1 protein-coding gene is annotated in these 1,279 nt (G+C 75.3%); it reads right to left on the bottom strand.

All coding sequences use genetic code 11. From position 1 onward, the window contains the following. Nucleotides 1-1,279: vWA domain-containing protein (locus AB0O00_RS40015; RefSeq protein ID WP_363659587.1), on the bottom strand; the 1,279-nt coding region annotated here is incomplete at both ends.

The raw sequence follows: 1,279 nt of genomic DNA on the forward strand, positions 1-1,279 counted from the left end.
AGCGGGACGTGCTCGGGGATCTGCTCGCCGAAGGCCGGCTCGATGAGCAGCACGCCGTTCAGCGCGGGCCGGTACACCCGCAGCCACGCGACGACGAGCACCAGCAGAACCAGCACCGGCACGCCCACCAGCAGCGGCAGGGCCGCCGCCGAGCCGACCCGCCCGGAGAGCGCCACCTGGAGGACGGCGGGCTGGACCTTCGGCGGGGTGTTCAGCTGGACGTCGGAGCCGAGCACGGGCTGCCACGGCGAGCCGACCGTCCCCGTCACCTCCAGCCCGGCGGTCTCGTGCCGGACGTGCTGCGGGGTCAGCAGGCCGCCGTCGAAGCCGCCGGTGACCCGCACCGGGAAGGACTGGGTCGACCCGGGGGAGAGGAGGACCGTGGACGGCAGGCCCGACACCTGGATCCGGCCGCCCGGCACGGACACGCCGACGCCGTCGACGGACAGCGGGAGACGGGCGGTGTGCGACGCGAACGACAGCGTGCCCGTCGCCTCGCCCGTGCTCAGGTCGATCGTGTCCGGCCCCGACCAGGCCACGGTGACACCCTGCCCGACGTCCGGGGCCAGCAACCGGCGGGCCTGCCGCAGGCGGATGTCGTCGCCCGCGCGCTGCAGGTAGGCGCCGAGGTCCTGGATGCTGCCGGGCACGAGCTCCCGGGTGTCCGCGACGACCTGGCGCAGCAGTTGCGAGCCGGTCGCGCCCGTCGCGAGGGGCAGGGCGTAGCCGACGAGGTCGGTGTGTCCGGCGAGCTTGGCGGCGCGCGCGTGCAGGGCGGCCGTCCAGGCGGCGGTCGCGGCGACGGGGTAGGCGGTGCCCGCCGCCGGGGCGTTCTCGCCGTCCGTCATCAGCACCACGGAGGCGATGGGCAGGGCGTCGCTGCGCTCCAGCTCGCCGAGCGCGGCGTTGAGGGCCGCGCCGATGTCGGTGTCGCCGTTCGCACTGGGGACGGCTGGCAGGTGCGACAGGATGCCGGCCGGATCCCCGGCGGTACCGATGTAGTGGGCGACGACGGTGGTGTCGAAGGTGTACAGGGCGACGTGGTCGGCGGAGGTGAGCCCGGAGAGGAAGGTCTGGAGCGTCTGGCGGACCGTCCCGTAGCGGCCCTGCTGCGTCATGGACGGGGACGTGTCGACGAGGACGACGTAGTCGGCGGGCTGGTGGTCGAGGCCGAGGGCCTGGTAGACCTCGGCACGCGTGGGCCGGCCCGGGTCGGCGGCGTGCGCGGCGCCGGGCCACAGCAGGACCAGCAGGAGGACGGCCAGGAGCCCGGCCGTGC

It is taken from the genome of Kitasatospora sp. NPDC093558 (assembly GCF_040683475.1).
GTDB lineage: Bacteria > Actinomycetota > Actinomycetes > Streptomycetales > Streptomycetaceae > Kitasatospora.